Source organism: Salinibacter altiplanensis (genome assembly GCF_002894645.1).
GTDB classification, from domain to species: domain Bacteria; phylum Bacteroidota; class Rhodothermia; order Rhodothermales; family Salinibacteraceae; genus Salinibacter; species Salinibacter altiplanensis.
The window spans coordinates 14707-31318 of the sequence record NZ_NCQY01000025.1; the positions used below are offsets into that span (position 1 = coordinate 14707).

The 16612-nt window shown below is 66.4% G+C and carries 16 protein-coding genes and 1 tRNA gene; 8 read left to right on the top strand and 9 right to left on the bottom strand.

Features of this window, described 5'->3' with window-relative positions:
• Positions 1 to 24: 24 nt before the first annotated feature.
• Together B7R93_RS11590 and B7R93_RS11595 are read left to right on the top strand one after the other, a co-directional pair.
• Positions 25 to 2910, top strand: a complete 2886-nt coding sequence (locus B7R93_RS11590) for a putative LPS assembly protein LptD (protein ID WP_198598665.1) — start codon at positions 25 to 27, stop codon at positions 2908 to 2910.
• 343 nt (positions 2911 to 3253) lie between these two features.
• Positions 3254 to 4156 carry a universal stress protein gene (locus B7R93_RS11595; RefSeq protein WP_103020990.1) on the top strand — a complete coding sequence of 301 codons (903 nt, stop codon included), beginning with the start codon at positions 3254 to 3256 and terminating at the stop codon, positions 4154 to 4156.
• 223 nt (positions 4157 to 4379) lie between these two features.
• On the opposite strand, the gene B7R93_RS11600 is transcribed toward B7R93_RS11595, so the two are convergent.
• The 8 genes from B7R93_RS11600 to B7R93_RS11640 form a co-directional block, all read right to left on the bottom strand.
• Positions 4380 to 4454: transfer RNA gene (locus B7R93_RS11600), tRNA-Arg, on the bottom strand.
• Positions 4455 to 4607: 153 nt separating this feature from the next.
• Positions 4608 to 5045, bottom strand: a complete 438-nt coding sequence (locus B7R93_RS11605) for an NUDIX domain-containing protein (RefSeq protein WP_103020925.1) — start codon at positions 5043 to 5045, stop codon at positions 4608 to 4610.
• 82 nt (positions 5046 to 5127) lie between these two features.
• Positions 5128 to 5739, bottom strand: a complete 612-nt coding sequence (locus tag B7R93_RS11610; protein WP_103020926.1) for a class I SAM-dependent methyltransferase — start codon at positions 5737 to 5739, stop codon at positions 5128 to 5130.
• Between the two features lie 84 nt (positions 5740 to 5823).
• Entirely contained in the window at positions 5824 to 7479 is a 1656-nt protein-coding gene (locus B7R93_RS11615) for a S41 family peptidase (RefSeq protein ID WP_103020927.1), read from the bottom strand.
• 39 nt (positions 7480 to 7518) lie between these two features.
• A complete protein-coding gene (gene tatC, locus B7R93_RS11620) occupies positions 7519 to 8376 on the bottom strand; it encodes a twin-arginine translocase subunit TatC (RefSeq protein WP_232798371.1) in 858 nt (285 codons plus the stop codon).
• 62 nt (positions 8377 to 8438) lie between these two features.
• Positions 8439 to 9038, bottom strand: a complete 600-nt coding sequence (locus B7R93_RS11625; protein WP_103020992.1) for an orotate phosphoribosyltransferase — start codon at positions 9036 to 9038, stop codon at positions 8439 to 8441.
• Positions 9039 to 9145: 107 nt separating this feature from the next.
• Entirely contained in the window at positions 9146 to 10444 is a 1299-nt protein-coding gene (gene glyA / locus B7R93_RS11630; protein WP_103020928.1) for a serine hydroxymethyltransferase, read from the bottom strand.
• Between the two features lie 407 nt (positions 10445 to 10851).
• Entirely contained in the window at positions 10852 to 11544 is a 693-nt protein-coding gene (locus B7R93_RS11640; RefSeq protein WP_103020930.1) for a DUF4159 domain-containing protein, read from the bottom strand.
• 142 nt (positions 11545 to 11686) lie between these two features.
• Here B7R93_RS11640 and B7R93_RS11645 point away from each other — a divergent pair, with 142 nt between their 5' ends.
• The 6 genes from B7R93_RS11645 to B7R93_RS11670 all read left to right on the top strand — a co-directional run bounded on the left by B7R93_RS11645 (position 11687) and on the right by B7R93_RS11670 (position 15309).
• On the top strand, positions 11687 to 11875 hold the full coding sequence (locus tag B7R93_RS11645) for a hypothetical protein (RefSeq protein ID WP_103020931.1): 189 nt from the start codon (positions 11687 to 11689) through the stop codon (positions 11873 to 11875).
• 41 nt (positions 11876 to 11916) lie between these two features.
• Positions 11917 to 12102 (top strand): hypothetical protein, encoded by a 186-nt coding sequence (locus tag B7R93_RS11650; protein WP_103020932.1) that lies wholly within the window; start codon positions 11917 to 11919, stop codon positions 12100 to 12102.
• A 53-nt stretch (positions 12103 to 12155) separates the two neighbouring features.
• The gene (locus B7R93_RS11655) at positions 12156 to 13340 is read left to right on the top strand and encodes a cupin domain-containing protein (protein WP_103020933.1); all 1185 of its coding nucleotides are present in this window, start codon (positions 12156 to 12158) and stop codon (positions 13338 to 13340) included.
• Positions 13341 to 13379: 39 nt separating this feature from the next.
• Entirely contained in the window at positions 13380 to 13940 is a 561-nt protein-coding gene (locus tag B7R93_RS11660) for a DinB family protein (protein WP_103020934.1), read from the top strand.
• A gap of 106 nt (positions 13941 to 14046) precedes the next feature.
• A complete protein-coding gene (locus tag B7R93_RS11665) occupies positions 14047 to 14610 on the top strand; it encodes an LOG family protein (RefSeq protein WP_103020935.1) in 564 nt (187 codons plus the stop codon).
• 21 nt (positions 14611 to 14631) lie between these two features.
• On the top strand, positions 14632 to 15309 hold the full coding sequence (locus B7R93_RS11670; protein WP_232798372.1) for an alpha/beta hydrolase: 678 nt from the start codon (positions 14632 to 14634) through the stop codon (positions 15307 to 15309).
• Between the two features lie 25 nt (positions 15310 to 15334).
• Here the strand turns inward: B7R93_RS11670 and B7R93_RS11675 are convergent, their stop codons facing one another.
• Positions 15335 to 16525 (bottom strand): M20 metallopeptidase family protein, encoded by a 1191-nt coding sequence (locus B7R93_RS11675; RefSeq protein ID WP_103020936.1) that lies wholly within the window; start codon positions 16523 to 16525, stop codon positions 15335 to 15337.
• Between the last annotated feature and the right edge of the window lie 87 nt (positions 16526 to 16612).

Genomic DNA, 16612 nt, shown 5'->3' on the forward strand with positions numbered 1-16612 from the left:
TGTTTCCCCCACCGCCTGGTGATTGTGCTTCGTTTTCCCCAACCGGACCGGCTGATCGTTGGACTCGGGGCCGTGCTGGTCTTCCTTCTCCTGTCTCGCCCGGGCACGGCCCAAAACCGCCGCACCGTCCCCGACTCGGCCCGCCAGGCGCAGTCCTCCTCCGGGGCGGACCGACCGGCCGCCGGCTCCGGGGAGGCCGCCGGCGTGGAGTTCACCGCATCGGATTCGCTGGTCATCGTTACCCCCGCGGACTCGGCGGATCACAGCACCCTCCACGGCCAGGCCCAGATGTCGTACCAGGGCGCGACCTTGAAGGCCGGCACCATCGAGATGAACCTCGAGACGAGCGTCCTCGAAGCGTTTGGGGCCCCCTCCGACACCGCACAGGCTCGCCCCACGTTTGAACGGGGCAGCCAGCAGGGAAGCGGCCGGGGCGGCGGCCAGTCGTTTACGGGGGAAACCCTCTCCTACAGCCTCCGCACCAAACGGGGCCGCGTCGTGACGGCCCGTACGCAGCAGCAAAACGGCTACGTGCAGGGCGACGCCGTGAAGGCGTTTGAGGACAGCACCCTGTTTGTGCAAGAGGGGAGGTACACGACCTGCGACTGCCCGCCCGGCGAAACGCCCTCCTACTCGCTGCGCTCAAACGAGATGAAGGTGGACGGGGAGTGGGTCTACACCGGCCCCATTCAAATGTACCTGTTCGAGATCCCGACGCCCCTGTGGCTTCCGTTCGGGTTTTTGCCGAACGTGTCGGGCCGCCGGAGCGGCCCTCTCGCACCGGACTATGGGCAGGACCGGGAAAAAGGCCTCTTTCTCCGCAACTGGGGCTGGTACTTTGCGATGAACGCCTACACGGACCTGCAGCTGCGGGGCAGCGTCTGGTCGAAGGGCAGCGTTGAGGTGAACCCGATTTTCCGCTACAGCAAGCGGTACAACTACAGCGGGCGCGTGGACCTCACCTACCGGCGCACCCAAATTGGGGAAGAGGAGGACCCCGACTTCACCAACCGGCACCGAGGGCAGCTCAAGTGGCAGCACAGCCAAGACCTCTCCCCCACCGCCTCCATCCGCGGCGACATCAACCTAGCCACCTCTACAGACTTCGCGCGCCGCAACAGCAACAACTACAACGACGCCGTCAAACAGGAGATTTCGTCGAACCTGCGGTATAGCAAAAGCTGGCCCGGGAGCGGCAAAGACCTGAACGTCAGTGCCAACCAGCGGCAGCAGCTGCAGAGCGGAGAGGTGTCGATGACCCTCCCCAGCCTCAACTTCTCCCAGCGGTCGTTCAAGCCGTTTGAGATGGACCAGGCGGTGGGCGACGACCGGTGGTTCGAGAAGATCACAACCTCCTACGACCTCTCGGTCGACAACAACTACTCGTTCTCCCCGCGGGACGTTGAGCAGCTCCGCGAACAGGGCGACTCCCTGGCGGCCGACCGGGTCTCCGACATCGCCTGGTACGAGGCGCTCGTGGACCGGGAAAAGTATCGGACCGCCACCGGCGACGACGAGCAGTTCGATTTTCGCGCGACGCACCAGATTCCGGTGAGTGCCTCCTTTCGCGTCAACCGCTACAACCTCAACCTGAGCCCCAATTTTCGCTACGACTCGGACTGGCGCATCAGCACCATCCGCCAGGTCGTGAATCGCGACACGACCCAGGAGGACACCACCCGCACCACCGAAGAGCGAAGGGTCCAGGGCTTTTATGCCCGGCGGGCGTTTTCGACGGGCCTCTCGGCAAGCACGGAACTGTTTGGGACGTTTCCCCTCCGCGCCGGTCCCTTCCAGGGCCTCCGCCACCGGGTGTCTCCCTCCCTCTCGTTCAGCTACAGCCCCAACTTCAACGCGCCGTTCTGGGGCCGGACGCGCCCGCTCCGCTTCGCCAACGGAGATCCTGTGCGCAACGAACAGGGGGAGCCCGTCCGGTACGACATCCTCGACGGAAGCCGGGTGCGTGGGAGCAACGAGCAGCGCACCCTGAGCTTTCGGCTCGACAACGAGCTCGAAACGAAGCAGGTGAGCGTCGACTCGACCGGGGACACGGACGAGGAGAAGATCAAGCTGCTGGACTTTGACCTGGACACCTCGTACAACTTCACGGCCGACGCCTTCAAGCTCAGCGACATCGGCCTCCGGGCCCGCACCTCGATTCGTGACTTTAGCGTCCGGTCATCCATGACCTTCTCTCCCTACCAGCTCCGCCGTTCCGGGGACACTGGGGACGGGTTCCAGCGCGTCGACCGCTACATGTTCACGGAAAGCCCGCTCACGCCGGTGCGCCTTACGCGGTTCAGCCTCAACCTCAGCAGCTCGTTCCAAGGGGAAGGGGGGGGCAGCGGGGTCGGCACCCGGCCCGGCTTCCAACCGGACGGACGCGGGCCCGCGGGCCGCGCCGACCAACAGCGCTCCGAACAGGGCCAATCGGCGGGACAGACGGGTCCCGGGGCGCGCCCTGAGCCGGGCTACCTCGACACCAACATTCCCTGGACACTGAGCTTCGACTTTAACTACAGCTTCCGGAAGCCGCGGAAGCAGGTCGAGGGCCAAACGGCAACCCTCAACACCCAGGTCAGCTTCGACGTAACGCCACGGTGGTCCCTGGAGGGCCGCACGGGCTACGACTTCGTTCAGGAGGAGCTGGCCACCACGAGCATCAATCTCAACCGCGACATCGGACGCTGTAGGTGCTGGGTAATGTCCTTCAGCTGGGTGCCCTTCGGGTCGCGCCAGTCCTACAGCTTCAGCCTTCAGGTCAAGAGCGGACAGCTCTCTCAACTGCTCCGGCTCCAAATTCCAAGCTCGGGCCAGGACGGCCCCCTGGGCGGGTTTGGAAACCGGCTCCGCAACACCGCGGGCAGCCTAACCGGTGGTGGCCAAGGCTCTAGCGGGCCCCTCCCGTAATGCATCACGGCCGCGGGCGCGGCGCCGGGCGGTCCAGTTTGTTGGGACATTGATGCATGAACCGGGGCCTCGCGGGGACGCTGTCCGGGCCCGGAGACGCAGGGTCTGGGCGTCCCGGGCCGGGGCACAGTTCGAAGGAGAGCCTCCTGCGGCCGGGAACGCTGGGGGGTTCCTGCGGCTTCGACATGAGCGAGTGGGCACCGCCAACATGGGAACCCGAACAGGGGGGCTGCCAGCCCCCTCCCGAAACGCCCTCTCGTCCACAAGAGACGGTAGCGACTACACCGTCTCGGTCGTTCACTTCGATTTTTCGAGCGCCGACCCGCCAATTCCCTTCTTCCTCATGCCTGAACTTCACGACCTTCTGCTGCCCTTCGACTTTTCCCCCTCTTCGAAACGCGCCCTTGCCTACGGCGCGGACCTCCTCCGGCGGACCGATGCCAGGCTGCACCTGATGTACGTACAGGAGGTTCCGCAGGGCCCCTTCCAAGGGGCATCGCGGTCGCCAATGCCAACCTACAAACTCCAGGAGGAGTTTGAAGAACGTTGCCAAGAGCTTCTTGCGTCCCATGACCTCAGCACGAGTGACGATCGCCTCACGTTCAACGCCGAGCGCGCCGACGCTGTGGCCCCGGCACTCGTGCGGTACGCCGAGAGCAAACACATCGACATGATCGCCATGGGAACCCACGGCCGTCGGGGCGTCGAGCGGGCCTTCTACGGCAGCGTGGCGGAGGAGACCCTCCGGACTGCCCCAGCCCCGGTTCTTACCGTGAAGTCTTCCGACAACGGGGCGACATCCCCCTCTGTTGAGCGAATTGTGGCCCCGGTCGATTTTTCAGACCCGTCTCGGGGAGCACTGCGGCAGGCCGGTCGTCTCGCGACGATTTACGAAACCCCCCTCAAGCTGATGCACGTCGTTGAGACGCCCGATACCCCTTCGGTCTACGGCCCAGAGTCGCCCACGGTCACGAGCCACAAGACGAAAGAGAAGGCCGAAGCGGCCCTTGAGGACTGGGGCAGCAATCTCACGACGACGGACCGAACAGTGTCGTATGTCGTGCACCGGGGCAAACCGGCACCGAGCATTCTCCGCGGCGCCCCGAACGAGACCGACCTCATCGTAATGGCCACCCGTGGCCTTCGCGGCGTCCGGCGCGCGGTGCTGGGCAGTGTCACCGAAGAGGTCCTTCGGGAGGCGACCGGACCGGTTCTCGCCGCTCGTGATTTTTCGGCGTCGGACTAAAGGGGCGTCGGAGAGGTGCCCTCCAAGTCCTTCGATCGTGTTGGGGACAGGGGAACGCCAAAGCCCCTCGGCGTCATGAGTTGCGGCCACTGACCGCTGTACACAGTGCTGTACACAGTCAAGCCATGCCCTGATCAGGCCAAATGCCACGTGACGGCCTGCGACGTTCTCCCAAACAGAAGCCCGCCCTCAGCGCGGCTGAAGGCGGGGCGGAAGGACATTGCGGGCCCGGGAGGATTCGAACCCCCGACACTCGGCTCCGAAGGCCGATGCTCTATCCAGGCTGAGCTACAGGCCCGTTTTCAAAAGCACGGTCTATACACACGCCGCCGGGGCGAGATCCTACATTTCGACCGCTCCGCCTCTGAAGAAACGGGGAATGCGTGAGGACGACCCGGCGGAAGTGGGGACCTATTCTCCCGGACGTCGGGAGGAGGCAGGTCAGTGTCGCTCAACGGACGGTGGACCCCCACCACGGCGTGTCTCTCGTGTTCTTTCCTGCCAGCAGGGCGCGTAGGGGGGGTGGCTGCAGGGACGCACGTTCAAGCTGGTCGACGGGTGCCCAAGAAAACGACAGGTACTCCTCCCGGGCCTGCGGGGCCGCATCGACCGTGAGCGCCGGGCTCGTGGCCACGTAGCAGTGATTGACCTCGTACTGACGCTCCCCGTCGCGGCGCCACTGATGCTCCACGGCCCCGAGGTAGCGCCCCACCTCGGCACGCACCCCCAGTTCTTCGCGGAGCTCGCGGCGCAGGCAGGCCTCCAGGCCCTCCCCCGGCTCTCGATGCCCGCCCGGCAGAAAGGTGTGCGGGTGCCCGTCGGCCCGAACAACGAGCACATGATTGGCGTCCCGCACGACGGCGCGGGAGAGGAGATGAACCGTGGGCATCGGCAAACCGCTGTCTGTTTGTGACCGTTGAGCGTCTTCTGTGCGTCCGTGCAATTTCTCTCCTTCCTCTTCTCCGCCGGGCTCAGGTCGTTGCCGTCCCCATGATGTGGGGCGACACCGGTGGGACCCCGATGTCGAACCGCTCGAACTCGACGGTCGAGAAGCCTGCGCGCTGGAGCTGCACGCCGGTGGTGCGGTCCGGGCGACAGCCGTCGGCCACGGCCCGCCAGAAGGGCCGAATTCCGTGCTGAACCCAGCAAAGGGGCGTGTGCTGCTCCGCCGCGACGTGCTCGATGAACAGGAGGCGTCCGCCGGGCCGCAGGATGCGCCGGAGCTCCGCCAGCGTCGCCGGCACGTCGGGGACGGAGCACAGGACGAGCGTGCTGATCACCGCGTCCACACTGTCGTCCGCCAGGCCGGTGTCCTGTGCCGGGTCGGTGCGCACCTCGGCATCGAGGTCGCGTCCCTCCAGCCGGTCGCGGATGTAGCTGTGCATGTGCGGGTTCGGCTCCAGCCCGATCCACCGGAGGCCCTCCGGCAGGTACGGCAGGTTCACGCCCGTGCCCGGCCCGATCTCCACGACGGTCCCTTCCAGGCCCGCGAAGAGATCATGCTTGTGGTCGCCGTAGAGGCGGCGCTGGGCATCGTCGCCCCAGGCCAGGGTGTGGGCAAAGAAGCGTTGAGAAAGCGACATGAGCGATCAACGAAGGAGGCATAACAGCTCTCAAGGGACGGTCGCGCAGACCCACCGTCATTTTGTCGTTTTGTTCTCTGGTTCTCACCGTTCGTCTCTCGGGGTCAAGAGCCGTCGGTAGCGGTCCGCGTTTTGGAGAAGGTCCGTCGCCGCCGTCACCTGCTCATCCGCCGGGAGCAGGGCCTCGATCCGGCGGCGGGCACTGACGTACCGGGACAGAATTTCGCGCTCAAGGTGGCGCATGAGGGCCGGGGCGTGCTGCTCGAACGCCGACGCCTTTGTGTCGTCCAGCGCCACACTCAGCGCCGAAATCTCGTCCTCCAGCCCCTCGTGGCCGTTGGCCTCCGCAAGTGCATGAAGGGAATCGAGGGTTCGTTCGGACTGGAGAGGATACTCCACGCGCTCGCGGTCGAGCCACATCCGAAAGGCCTGCAGGTCGGACTCGCCGACCGAGAAGTCGGCGGCAAGCGTGTCGTGGGTGGCGGCGTAGTGGTTCGCGTAGCGGAAAAAAGCCCCGCGCCGCGCCAGGGCCTCCTCCAGGGCACTTGGGGACGAGGACGCCACCTGCACATCCGGCCGGATGCCGTGTCCGTCCCGTACGGTCCGGCCGCCGGTGGTTTCGTGCATCCGGGAGGCCACCGCAGCCGTGTCCGACTGGGCCGCCCCCAGGCGCTGGATGGTGCGCCCGCTCGGGGTGTAGTACTGGGCCGTCGTGAGCTTGAGGGCAGTGTTGTGAGGCAGGGAGCGGACATTCTGCACGAGCCCCTTCCCGTAGGTCGTCGTGCCCATCACCACCCCCCGATCGTGATCCTGTAGGGCCCCCGCCACAATCTCGCTCGCCGAGGCACTCTGGCCATTCACGAGCACCACGACCGGCTCCTCCGGCAGCAGGGGCGCACGGTCGGTCGTATACGACTTGGCCGTGTCGTCGCTGCGCCCTCGGGTGGAGACCACCGCGGTCCCCTGCGGCACGAAGAGCGCCGTGATTCGCACGGCGGCCCGCAGCAGGCCGCCCGGATTGTCTCGAAGGTCGAGCACAACGCCCCGCAGGGGCCCCGTGTCCCGAAGCCCGTCGAGCGCCGCCTCCACCGCCGCCGGCGCGTCGCGGGTAAAGCGCTCCAGCTTCACGTACCCGAACTCCCGCTCCGCCCCCACACGTCCCTGGTACGTCACGTCCGGAAGCTCAACCCGCTTGCGGGTTAGGGTAAACGGGAGGGAGGAGGGGCGTCCCTCCCGCTCCACCGTCATGCGGACCGTGGTGCCGGGTGGGCCCCGAAGCAGCACCTCCGCGTCCTCCACCGACAGTGCAGATGCGGGCTGGCCCGCCACCTCGGTGATCACATCGCCCGTCCGCACCCCCTGCTGATACGCATCGGCCCCCGCAACGGGCGAGACGACCGTCAGGGCACCGTTCCGACGCCCCACGTCCAGCCCCACGCCCCCGTACTGTCCTTCCGTGAGGATGTCAATCCGCGCGTTCTTCGACTCGTCGACGTACGCGGTGTACGGATCTAGCTCCTTCAGCATCGCGTCGACCCCCACATGCATGAGGTGCACCGGGTCCACCGGCTCTACGTAGCCGGTGACCACCTCCTCGTAGACCGCCCCAAAGATGCGGAGGCCCTTGCGGAGCTCGAACAGGTCGTCGTCCGGCATCCAGAACCCCACGACCACGCCAATGCCCAATGACACGGCGAGGGCCGGCCCCAAAAGCGACACGGTGGCACGGGAGCGATGCATAAACCCTCAGTCGGTGCAAGTGCGGAAGGTCGCAACGGGCTACTCGTCCGCCGTGCCGAGCGCCTGCGCCCGGCGCCGCGCGACCCATTTGGCGACGTAAATGGACAGTTCATACAGCCCCAGCAGCGGCACGGCGACGATGATCTGCGAAATGGGATCCGGGGGCGTCAGGAACGCCGCCACGCCGAGCACCGCGATGAGCGCATACTTTCGGTACATCCGCATCGCCTCCGGGGTCAGGATGCCCACCTTCGCCAGGAAGTACACGATCACCGGCAGTTCAAAGAGAACCCCGGTGCCCATTGTCCAGAACGTCACCATGCTGAAGTAGGTCATGATGTCGAACTGGTTGACGATCTGCTCCGAGAGGGTGTACTGGGCGAAGAATTGGAGGGCCAACGGAGTCAGAATCAAATACCCAAAGGCCGCCCCGAGCAGAAAAAAGAAGGTGGCAAACACCGCCGAGAAGCGCATGCCCTTCTTCTCGTTGGGATAGAGGGCCGGCTCGATGAACCGCCACAGGTAGAAGACCACGACCGGCGATCCGGCAATAAGCCCGACGACGATGATGGTCCCAATGTCCGCGAAAAACTGGCCGGTGATCGTCCGGTTGAGCAGCTCCAGGCTCTCCGGCTCCAGCGCCAGCACGTCGTACATAAAAAAGCCCGGCCGGGTGGGGCCAATCAGGATGCGATCAACGATCCATCCACTGAAGAGTGCACACAGGGAAATCGCAATGAGCACTCCGGCCCCGGCCTTGATCAGGGTCCAGCGCAGCTCTTCGAGGTGATCCAGGAACGGCATCACGCCACCATCGGGCGCGGGCGCCCCATCCGGCGCCCCGTCCCCCTGCACTCCAGCGGGCGTGTCGGTCTGTGAGGATGGAACCTCGGGCATACCACTCGTGACTGCGATCCGGCAAAAAAACGTCCACCCCCGTTCTGCTTCCCTGAGCGCCCCTACGCGCTGTCGGACCCGCTGCCCGTGCCCTCTTGCAGATTGAGGTCGAGGAGAGAGTCGACCCACAGGCCCTCCGCCTCAATTCGATCCTGGCCGTTGCTCCACGTGAAGTTGAAGAGCGTCAGGAGCCCGTCGACCATGAATCCGGCGCTGCGCACGAGGCGAAGGGCCTCGGCGGCACTGCGGCCGCTGTTGATGATGTCGTCCACCATCACGACGGGCTGGTCGGCATCGATGGGCCCCTCCACGAGCCGACGCCGCCCGTGCTCTTTCCGCTCGTCCCGAACAAGCCCCCCCTTGAACTCGTCGCCCTCGCTCACAGCCAGAACGCTGCAGACGAGGGGATGGGCCCCAAAGCCATACCCCACCACCTGGCGGGCGTCCCGCTCCCGAAGCCGCTCGGCAATGACCGACCCGACCTCCGTGAACAGCCCGCCGTCCAGCGTCGGCACGCGCGTGTCCAGGAGCCACCCAATCGGCTGGCCCCGCGGGTCGGTGATCAACTCGTCCTCCCGGCGCACCAGGGCCTGCTCGTAGAGCTTGCGGCCGATCTCGATGAGCTCGGCTCGGGAGGAGGAGCTAAATGTACCGCGATCCATCGACGGCATGGGCGCGCGCGTAGGTCGTCAGGTGAGCAGAGCAGGCGAACACAGGCAAAATTTCGGCACCGGATCTCGAACCGTCGGGCGCGCGAGGTCGTTCCCGTTTACGCCATGGCGACATCGTACAGCGGGTGCTGGTCACAGAGAGCCTTTACCTCCCGCTCGACTGTCGCCCGCGTGTCCTCATCCTCCGGGGTTTGAAGAACCCGGTCGATCATCTCCGCCACGTGGGAAAACTCATCGGGACCGAGGCCGCGAGTGGTCATCGCGGGGGTGCCCAGGCGCAGTCCGCTCGTGACAAACGGGCTCTTGTCGTCGAACGGCACCATGTTTTTGTTGGCCGTGATGCCGGCCGCTTCGAGGGCCTGCTCGGCCTCCTTGCCGGTGAGTCCCTTGTTGCGCAGGTCGATGAGGACGAGGTGGTTGTCCGTCCCGTCGGAGACGAGGTCGTAGCCTCGCTCGCGGAGCTCGGCCCCCAGTGCCTTCGCGTTGTCGACAATCTGCCGTGTGTACTCGGCAAACGACGGCGCGAGTGCTTCCTTGAAGCCAACGGCCTTCGCGGCGATTACGTGCATCAACGGGCCGCCCTGTGTGCCCGGGAAGACGGCCGAGTCGAGCAGCTCGCTCATCATCTTTGTCCGTCCGCTCTTGCGGGCCGTCTTGCCCATCGGGTTTTCGTAGTCGTCGCCCAGAAGAATCATGCCGCCGCGCGGGCCGCGGAGCGTTTTGTGCGTCGTGGTGGTGACCACATGCGTGTGCGGCATCGGGTCGTTCAGCACACCGCCCGCGATGAGCCCCGCCGTGTGCGCCATGTCCATCCACAGGAACGCGCCCACCTCGTCGGCAATCTCGCGGAAGGCCTCGTAGTCGAAGTCGCGCGGGTAGGCGCTGGCCCCAATCGAGATCATCTTCGGCTGCACCTCTTTCGCCCGGTCGCGCACCTTATTCATGTCGATGCGGCCGGTCTCTTTCTCCACCCCGTAGTACTTTGCCTCGTAGAGAATGCCGGAGAAGTTGACGGGCGAGCCGTGGGTCAGGTGCCCGCCGTGCGACAGGTCGAGCCCCAGGAAGGTATCCCCGGGATCGAGGAGGGTCAGGTACACCGCCGAATTGGCCTGTGCCCCGGCGTGCGGCTGCACGTTCACCCAATCGCAATCGTAGAGCTCCTTGGCCCGATCACGGGCCAGTTCCTCGGCCCGGTCTACCACCTCGCACCCACCGTAGTAGCGTTTCCCCGGCAGGCCCTCCGCGTACTTGTTGGTGAGGGCCGTGCCCATCGCCTCCATCACCGCCCGGGAGGCAAAGTTTTCGGACGCGATGAGCTCCAGCCCCTCGTTCTGGCGCTGGACCTCCTTCTGGATGACGTCGTGGATCTCGGGATCTTGATTGCGGAGCGCACTCATCGGAACAGGAAAGCTGTGAAGGCAACAGTGCAGGGCGGCCCTGGCGGCTAGCCGCCGTTGTAACGCATGAACGGACAGACAAAACGTGAATGCAGGCGACGGGGTTCACTGCCCCTCGTCTCTTGATCGGGGCCCCCGCCACTCAGTCCTCCCCCTCAAACTCGTCGATCTCGCCAAACGGACGCCCCCCCGAGCACGCTGCCCGCCCCACTCGACAGGTTTGCCAACGCCCCGGCTCCCAGGCCCCGCCCAATGCGGTCCGCCGCCCGAGTGTGGACGAACGCCTGGACGGCTTCCATTCCCGGGTCGGTAGCCGTCTCATCCCCCATGACGACCAGAATCAGGAGAAGCCTTTTTATCACGACCAGAAGGACAGCCACGGAGGGCCTTGCGCCTCGTCTCTTTGCTCAGTGCGTCATGGCGTACGTGAGAATGTTCGTGCCCATGCGGAGGGCGGCCCGCCGCTTCTCTGGAGGGTTGTCGTGAACCGAGGCCGGCTCCCAGCCGTCCCCCAGGTCCGTCTCGACGGTGTAGAACACCATGAGGCGGCCGTGGTCATCAAAGTAGCCGTATCCCTTCGGGGCCTCCCCGTCGTGCTCGTGGATCTTGGGGAGCCCATCCGAAAAGTCGTAGGGCATGGCGTAGATCGGATGGTCGAACGGCACTTCTACGAACTCCTTCTCCGGAAACACCTTCGCCAACTCGGGACGGATGTGCTCGTCGAGGCCGTAGTTGTCATCGATGTGGAGGAAGCCGCCCCGATGCAGGTACCGGCGCAGGCGTTCGGCCTCCGCCTCAGAGAACGTTACGTTGCCGTGGCCGGTGAGGTACAGGTAGGGAACCGTGAAGAGCTTGTCGGTGGTAAGCTCCACCGTCTCTTCCTGTGCCTCCACGTCGAGGAGCGTGTGCTGACGGGCAAATGCGAAAAGCTCCTGCAGCGACTCCTCGTCGCTGTACCAGTCGCCCCCCCCGTCGTACTTCACGCGGGCCACAGACACGGACCCGTCGTCCTGGGCCCACCCATCGGACGCCCCTCCGACAAGCCCGACCAGACCGAGTCCCACCGCAATCGAGAGGCGAACCAGAAGGGAACGCAGCATGAGGATTGGGGACAATGGGGCGCTGGCTCATCCATTTTTACGAACCTACACGTCCCGACTAGGTTCGCTTCGAGGGAAGAACTCCCCCTCCCTCTTCCCGTTGGTGTGACTCAATTGTTTCTCGCCCTGTCCCCCCGTCGCCATGTCTAAATTTGCAAAGGCCCTCCTCGTCTCCGCCGCCGCCACCGGCGCGGCCGCCCTGCTTCTCAACCAGCTTGACCTGAAGGCCGCCCGGCCCGCCCCGGACCCCGGCCTGCCGGGCCCCAACCCCGACGACATCGCGCAGGAGGATGTGGAGATGATGCTGAACGAGTTGGCCTCTCAGCTCTAGCCTGCCCCTGCTCGACGCCCCAATCCCCACGGTGCCCCACCATGCCATCCGACCGGGAGTGTCCCGCCTGCGCTCTGACATTCGAAGACACTGGGGACGTGAAAGAGTGCCCGTACTGCGGCTATGAGTTTCCGCAGCGCAGTGCCAGCGTACAATGGGTGGCGTGGGGGCTCGCACTGCTGCTCCTCTGGCCCGCCCTCGAGGGCCTGATGTACCTGCTGGGGTAAGCCGGAACGGCCACGCCCCCACCGTTTTCTTTCGTCAACCTCTCCCTGTCTCCGTGCAGCCCACTCCCCCCACGTCGTCCGTGCTGGGCGACCGTTCGCCCACCGACTTTCTGGATACCTACTGGCAGAGCCGGCCGCTCGTGGTCCGCGACGCACTGCCGGACTTCCGGTCGCCCCTCTCCCCGGAGGAACTGGCCGGCCTGGCCTGCGAGGACGACGTTGCGAGTCGGCTGATCCTAAAGGAAGGGGGCGAGCACCCGTGGGAACTGCGGCACGGCCCGTTCGCCTCGGCGGACTTTCTCGACCTGCCCGCGACGCACTGGACGCTTCTCGTGCAGGAGGTCGACCGCCTGCTCCCGGAGGTCGGCGCCCTGCTCGACCACTTCCGCTTCCTGCCCGCCTGGCGGCTCGACGACGTCATGGTGAGCTACGCCCCCACGCACGGAACCGTGGGCCCCCACATCGACAACTACGACGTCTTTCTGCTGCAGGGCGCAGGGCACCGGCGGTGGCAGATTGGGACCGAGCCGGTGGAGGACGAACAGATCGTGCCGGACCTCGACGTCCGCATCCTTGCCGACTTTGAGGCGGAGGAGGAGTTCGTGCTCGGCCCGGGCGACCTGCTGTACCTGCCCCCCCGGGTGGCCCACCACGGCGTCGCCACCGACGACCAGTGCATGACCTACTCGGTCGGCTTCCGGGCACCGCGGCACCAGGCCCTCGTGGCCAATTTCTTGCAGCACGCCATCGAGACGATCGACCCGGACGCGCGGTACAGCGATTCGGCCCTCGATCCAGTGGACCACCCCGGCGAGATCCACGACGACGCGCGTCGGAAGGTGCGCCGCCTCCTGCGCCGACTCGTGCATGACGACGGCGCCATCGATCAGTGGCTCGGCCAGTACCTGACGCGGCCGGGCCGGGACCGTGAGGCCGTGCCCCCGTCGACGCCCGTGACGAACGAGGAGCTCGTCGAAACCCTCCGGGCCGGCCATGGACTGCGCCCGGGTCCGGTCTCCCGACTCGCCTTTATCGAACACGACGACGGATCAACGACCCTCTTCGCAAACGGGTCGTCCATCGACCTGGCGCCCAACCTGACCCACGCGGCCCGGCTCGTGACGGGGCGCCAGCAGATCCCGAGCGACGCCCTCACCCCACACCTTGACGACGACGCATTCGTCGACCTGCTCACCACCCTGATCAACGACGGCCTTCTGGAGTGGGACGCGGCGTAGTGCCCCACCGATCATTGCCTCCCGTTGCCTCTGCTGCCCATGCACACTCAGCTTGACGAGTACCGCACCGGGTTTGTCGACCTCAAGAACGAGGCCACCGCACTCGTGGCCGACGTGGACGCCGCCACGATGCAACGACGGCCGGACACGGACACGTGGTCTGTCGTTCAGTGCATCGATCACTTGAACACGGCCGGCTGGCTGCTGCTCCGCTCAACGGAAGAAGAAATCCAGCGGGGACACGACGAAGGGCCGTACGGCGAGCCCCCGTTCGAGTACGGCATCGTCAGCCGCTGGTTTGTGCACGTGCTGGAGCCCTCCTCGGGCTGGACGTTCGACGCGCCTTCGTTGTTTGAGCCGGACGCCCCCAACACCCTCTACCCCGATGAGGCGATCGACGAGTTTTTGGGCCTGCAGGACCGGCTCGCAAGCTGTGTGGAGGGCGCCGAGGGCCTGGACCTGCGCCGCATTCGATTCGGCTCCCCCGCCGTCCCCCTTCTCCGCATTAGCCTCGGGGCCTGGTTTGAGGCCACCCTGGCCCACGAGCGGCGGCACCTGAAACAGGCCCGACGAACCCTTCGCGCCGTCCACGCGTCGTAACGCAGCATTTTGGCCCGCCCGGGGCTCGTCTCTGGCGCCCCCCAGGTCCACCGCACCGTTTCGACCCGGACGCTTCTCTTTTCGCTCACCCGTCCCCCTGCCGATCATGTCCTCCATCTGTGTCTACTGCTCGTCGAGCAACGCCATCGCCGACGCCTACCCCCCGGTGGCCAGGGCGCTCGGGCAGACGATGGGACGCCGGGGCCATGCGTTGATCTACGGGGGCGGCGCGGTGGGACTGATGGGCGTGCTGGCCGAGGCCACCCACGAGGCCGGCGGGGCCGTGACCGGCGTCATTCCGTCGAAGCTGCAGGACCGCGAGGGCATCGCCTACGACGCCGACGAGCTCATTGTGACCGACACGATGCGCGAGCGCAAGCGGATCATGTACGAGAAGGCGGAGGCGTTCGTCGTGCTGCCCGGCGGCTATGGCACCCTGGAAGAGTTCATGGAGGTGCTCACCCTGAAGCAGCTCGGCTACCACGACCGTCCCATTGCTATCCTGAACGTGGACGGCTTCTACGACACCCTCTTCTCATTTTTTGAGGAACTGCGAGACGGCCGGTTTGCACGGGCCAGCGTCTCGGACCTGGTCGAGATCGTGCCGTCCGCCGAGGCGGCCCTGGACCGCATCGAAAGGATGTCGGCCTCCGACGGACAGGTCGCTTGACCCCGCGTCTTTCTTCGATACATGCCCCTACCAGACAAGCAGACCGTGCCGCCCGAGCCCCGTCTCCATACGCTTCAGGTCACCCGCACCGCCCGCGTGGCCACGCTCGGGACGCCCGCAGCCGCCGCGTCATGGTGGGTGGTGCTACACGGCTACGGCCAGCTCGCCGCCGACTTCGTGTCGGCATTTGCCCCACTCGTCTCTCCTGATCGCTGCGTCGTCGCGCCGGAGGGGCTGTCTCGGTTTTACGTGGACGGGATGGATGAGCACGAGCAGGTGGGCGCCTCCTGGATGACCCGCGCGGCACGCGAGGCCGAGGTTGCCGATTACGTCAGTGCCCTCGACGCCACCGTCCGCCACCTCGCCGACGGCGCGCCGCCGGCCCTGCACGTGCTCGGCTTCTCGCAGGGCGCGGCCACCGCCAGTCGGTGGGCGCTGCTCGGGGACACGGCCATCGATCAACTGGTGCTGTGGGGCGGGGCCCCGGCCCACGACCTCGACCTGGCCGAGCACGCCGATGCGCTGTGTGCCCTGGACCTGACGCTCGTCGCGGGGACCGACGATCCGCATGTGACCGATGAGCGGTGGGCTGCGGTGCGGCGCCGCCTCCAAACCCATGACATCCCGGCGACGACGCATACGTTCGAGGGCGGGCACCGGATCGACCCGGCCCCGTTGCGGGCCCTCGTCGCGTCCTGAGGCCCGTGTCCTGCCGGATGCACCCCTATTCCTGCGCGTGCTCGTGGCCGTAGCGCCACGCCAGGTACGCCATGAACCCTGTACTCGTGCGGAGGGCCTCCTCGTCCGGGTCAAACCGGGACGTGTGGAGGCCGTGCTCGCTGCCCACCCCGAGTTGGTAGAAGGTGCCCGGGCACTCGCGTAGGACGTACGCAAAGTCCTCGCCCGCAAACCACCGATCCGCCTCCACAGTGCGCTCCGGCCCTACGTATTCGCGGGCCGCCTCCTGGACCAGTGTCGTCGGCGCCTCGTGGTTGTGGAGGGCCGGGTACCCCTCCCGCACTTCCACCTCGGCGGTCGCCCCGTGCGCCTCGGCGGTCCGGTGCACGAGCCGCCGGAACAGGTCATGGGCCCGGAAGCGCCACTCCTCGTCCATCGCCCGGAAGGTGCCCTCCAGCCGGGCCGTCTCGGGAATCACGTTCGTGGCCCCGTCCGCCACCAGGCGCCCGATGGTGAGGACCGACGGCACGCCCGGCGGGCACCGGCGACTGATGAGCGACTGAAGCGCCCCGACAATTTCACTGGCGACGTAGGTCGCATCCACTGCCTCGTGCGGGGTTGCCGCGTGTCCGCCCTCGCCGTTCACCGTCACGTACACCTCGTCGGCAGAGGCCATGAACCCGCCGGCTCGTACGCCGAGGGTGCCGGGCGGAAGATCCGGCTTCACATGCTGGCCGAAGGCGGCCTCCGGGGCCGGCGTGTCGTCCGTTGCGTCGAGCACGCCCTCCTCGATCATGAATTTGGCCCCGCCCGGAATTCGTTCCTCGTGGGGCTGAAAGCAGAACCGCACCTGCCCGTGCACCTCGTCGGGGCAGCGGGCCAGAATCATGGCCGTGCCGAGGAGCGACGACGTGTGAAGGTCGTGCCCGCAGGCATGCATCACGCCCTCGTGCTCCGAAGCAAAGTCGAGCCCCGTCTCTTCCTGAATGGGGAGCGCATCCATGTCTGCCCGGAGCAGCAGGGTCGGGCCGGGCTTGCCCCCGTCCAGGGTGCCCACCACGCCCGTGTCGTACACCCCAGTGCGCACATCGAGGCCGAGGGCCGTCAGCCGCTCCGCCACGCGTCGCGCGGTCTCGTGCTCCTCCCCCGACAACTCCGGCCGGCGGTGCAGCGTGCGACGCAGCGCCACGACCTCCGCGTGCACGTCGGCGGCGGCAGACTTGATGGAATCGAGCATCGGGCGGGCAGAGCGATGGTCAGTCAAAAAACATGCGCTGTCGATCCACGACGTACTCCGCAACCCACACCTCTCTGGAAAGATTCC